The organism is Fulvivirga lutimaris, from assembly GCF_009711525.1.
GTDB classification, from domain to species: Bacteria; Bacteroidota; Bacteroidia; order Cytophagales; family Cyclobacteriaceae; genus Fulvivirga; species Fulvivirga lutimaris.
On the sequence record NZ_SMLV01000157.1, the window covers coordinates 1 to 3,424 of the forward strand.

The 3,424-nt window shown below is 39.0% G+C and carries 5 protein-coding genes; all 5 read right to left on the reverse strand.

Features of this window, described 5'->3' with window-relative positions; genetic code table 11:
• The coding region (locus tag E1140_RS01080) for an MBL fold metallo-hydrolase (protein WP_155178138.1) at window positions 1–760 on the reverse strand (760 nt) is incomplete at its 3' end.
• Window positions 761–834: 74 nt separating this feature from the next.
• The gene (locus tag E1140_RS01085) at window positions 835–1,734 is read right to left on the reverse strand and encodes a YybH family protein (RefSeq protein ID WP_155178140.1); all 900 of its coding nucleotides are present in this window, start codon (window positions 1,732–1,734) and stop codon (window positions 835–837) included.
• Window positions 1,735–1,902: 168 nt separating this feature from the next.
• Window positions 1,903–2,460, reverse strand: coding sequence for a GNAT family N-acetyltransferase (locus tag E1140_RS01090; RefSeq protein ID WP_155178142.1), 558 nt, complete (start codon window positions 2,458–2,460; stop codon window positions 1,903–1,905).
• Window positions 2,442–2,927 (reverse strand): Cif family virulence factor, encoded by a 486-nt coding sequence (locus E1140_RS01095; protein WP_155178144.1) that lies wholly within the window; start codon window positions 2,925–2,927, stop codon window positions 2,442–2,444. The genes E1140_RS01090 and E1140_RS01095 overlap by 19 nt, the downstream gene beginning before the upstream one ends.
• Window positions 2,928–3,059: 132 nt before the next feature.
• Window positions 3,060–3,424, reverse strand: a 365-nt coding sequence (locus tag E1140_RS01100) for a DUF4440 domain-containing protein (RefSeq protein ID WP_155178146.1), incomplete at its 5' end; no start/stop codon positions are given.

A 3,424-nucleotide genomic window follows, 5' to 3' on the forward strand; every position in this document is an offset into this window, starting at 1 on the left:
AAGGCCCGAGTTTTTCACCAACGTCCTTAAAATGTGCCCCATAACCGCTATCGCCACTAAACCAGATGTTTTCGTTAGCAGTTTTAAATGCCCAACCACCCCACAGTGACTTGGCTCTGTCCGTAAGTCCGCGCCCAGAGAAATGGCGGGTTGGGGTATAAGTAATGGAAATATCCTCAAAGCTTTGGTTGTTCCACCAGTCGAACTCGGTGATGATGTCTGGTTCAATACCCCACTTAACCAAATGCCTTTTTACACCCATGCCTACAAAATACTTTTTAGTCTTGTGCTTCAGCTTCTTGATACTATCATAGTCCAGATGGTCATAATGATCATGCGTCATCATCAAAAGATCAATTTCAGGAAATTGGTCTATCAGATCCAGCGTGTTTTCAGAATACCGATATGTCCCGAATGGAGCAATGGGCGAGGTGTTAGGCCCTAGCATTGGGTCAATGAGAATGGTCTTGTTATTCAATCTCATCAGGATTACCGAATGGCCATACCAGATAAATTTCATTTGAGCTGAAGGTGCCAAAAAGGCCTCCTTATCAAACGGCATAATAGGAAGTGGTGCTTTTGGCTCACGATCTTTACGCCCTTTCAGCTGCTTGTAAATGAGGCCGGGTATTTTATATAAGCTGATAGACAAACTCGTTTCTTCTAAATTTTGAAATTTGCCATTGCGCCAGTTTGGTGATTGCTCATAAAGCGCTAAATGCTCCTTTTTTATCTTTCCGCCAAATTGCTTTGAACTCATTTTACTTTCTCTTTGGTAATACTACTTCTAAAATAAAATCATTAACTGGTAGTAATAACGCCAATATAGCCAGTTTATTCATGATGAACATGCATACCTGTCTGCCTGTAGATTTTTAATGAGTTGTCAGCTTGTCTTTTATAATAAATCTGGCCTGCACCCTGGGTAGTGCCAGAAAACCCCGGTACTGTCCATTTGACAAAGAACTGCGAATACTGGATGATACCATCACTCACAGGAATGTAATCAAAGGTTTCTATTTCTATAGAATCGATTTTTACAGGAGGCGCATGATATGCGGTAAAATGTTCGGTAAGCACTTCAATCCCCGCTTTTTTGGTATCAGCGAAAGGGTAATAGATGGCATCATCGGTATAGGAAGTGAGTAGCTTTTTAGTATCACGATCGCGCACGCAGTTTTCATTGAGTGCATGATAAGCCTCCAGTTCAAGTGAGGTCTTTATGGGTGTAATTCGTTCTTCAGGTAGGTAAACCCTTAAGGCCGTTGGCGAATCGATTGGATGATAGTAGCCAAAAGCTTCAGATTTTAACCGTAAAGTTCCGGCATCAGACATTTGCCAAACATTGAAATACTTACCCTCCTGAGATTGCAGATTAGTGAAGGTTTTCTTGAAGTCTCCTATTTCCAGAATAGTTTCACCAAAGTCAAATAGCTCGGTTGCCTCTTTTTGATATTCGGTGACTTCTTGCCTTTTGAATATTTCATTATAATATTTTTGAATATTTTCCCTGCCACTAATGAGCGGGTTATATTCTGCTATCAAGATGGCATCATTAACATAAAGATTCTCAATTTGTAAAAAGTCCTGGTCCTGTGTAGCTTTTATAAGCTGGTTGTTTAGTGCAACTAAAGTGGCTTCTAACTCAAATGATGTTTTTTGTTGTTTCGTTTGAGGCCCGTTGCAAGCCAATAATAGGGCGAGCAGCATGAGGCTGGTAGTTGTTCTGATCATGGTTGAAGTTACGATACCGTAAACAGTCGTGTTACCGCTTCAGATAGAAGTATTGAATTCTTAGATAGAGAACTGGTGAAATGGGATGGATCGTTGTGAGTTGTTGTTTAGCGATCAGTAAAAGCCGGTAGTATTTAGCTCGTAATTTAGTCCACGCTTATAAATATGCTATTTTTCCTTGTCAACCACTTTTTGCGATTGGTTTAGAATAGCATAGATGTCAATACTAATGTACTTTCCATTCTTGATCTCACAGTCATTCATTGTGCCTTCGTATCTAAAGCCGACTTTTTCCAAAGTATGTTTGCTACCTTGGTTTTCGGTTTCTACAAAGCCTTCAATGCGATGGAGTTCAAGTTGATTAAAACCGAAATTGATTACCAAAGGTATTGCCTCTGAAATAATCCCTTCTCGCCAATAGTCGGGGAGTAACCAAAATCCAATTTCTGCTTTTTTATGAGGCAATGATATATCGTTGACTCCTGCTGCTCCATAAAACTGTTTGTTGTCTAAAGAGCATATGGCCCACCAGCATTGGCTCGATTTTTCGAACCACTCCATTTGCTCCTTTGTGGCTTCCAGACTATCAAAGCTTACACCATAATACTTTATCACTTCTGGATTGGAAAGCCCATTGTAGATATTGTCAATATCTGATTTGACTATTGGTCTTAATAATAGTCTATCTGTTTTTATTGCTGGGATTTTTATTTTAGCGTTTCCCATTCTTTCTCTGATGCCAAAGCTTTCTGCTTTTCCATAACCATAAACCATTGCCCATTTTTCTTTATTGATAGTGCCTCAAAGTGAACGTACGCTATTTGGCTATCGCCATTTTTATCAGTTGACGAGAATTTAAATATTCCAATTTCATTTGCCGCTGAAGTGCTAATGATACGCTCACTGAACCGAAATTCCGCACCAGCTTTCATTTTTCCAGATTTAACATCAATAAAGTTTTGTTTCCAGTTGATTAAAGCTTCTGAGATAAGAATGGCTCTGGAACTTTCCGGATTAGTTGAAGACACAAGGATGGCATCTTCATGAAAAAGGGCACTATACCCTTCAAAATCTCCTGTGCTTACTGTTTGGCTAATCTTATCCCACAATTTATCAAGCGCAGCAGTGTCATCGCTTTGTGAATAAGAAATGAATGAACAACCGAGTAAAACCAGTGTTAAGACAATTTTCATGAAAATGGAATTTTAAGTTGATTTTAATTTACTGAATAAAATTGATAATCGACTTTTTCCAACGTTTGGCTCTGTACAGTGTGCCGAAGGGCATTGTGTATGGGTGTTGTTACCATTTGTTTTATTTACCCATTATTTTTTTGAGCGTTCCCTTTCGTCCATTGTTACCTTGTCTCGGATTTGCCAATTTCCGTTTTCTTTGGACATAACATAAGTGGTATTTATTCTTCTTGTTGGCGTAACAACGTTATTTATAATTTGCCCTTCCCGTTCATGGTACTCATGTAAAATAGCAACATCTGGTCGAATAAAAATAACTTCAGGCTCGTCTTGCCTTCCAACTTTTGAAATCGAGTAACCAGGAACATTGTGTAGATATTTTGTGAAATTAATAATCGTGTCTCTTCCATGAAAAACTCTTCCGAATGCCTGTAGCCATCTAGCGTCTTCGGACCAAACAATTAAGTTCAAACTGTCGTTGTCAACTCTCAGACTAT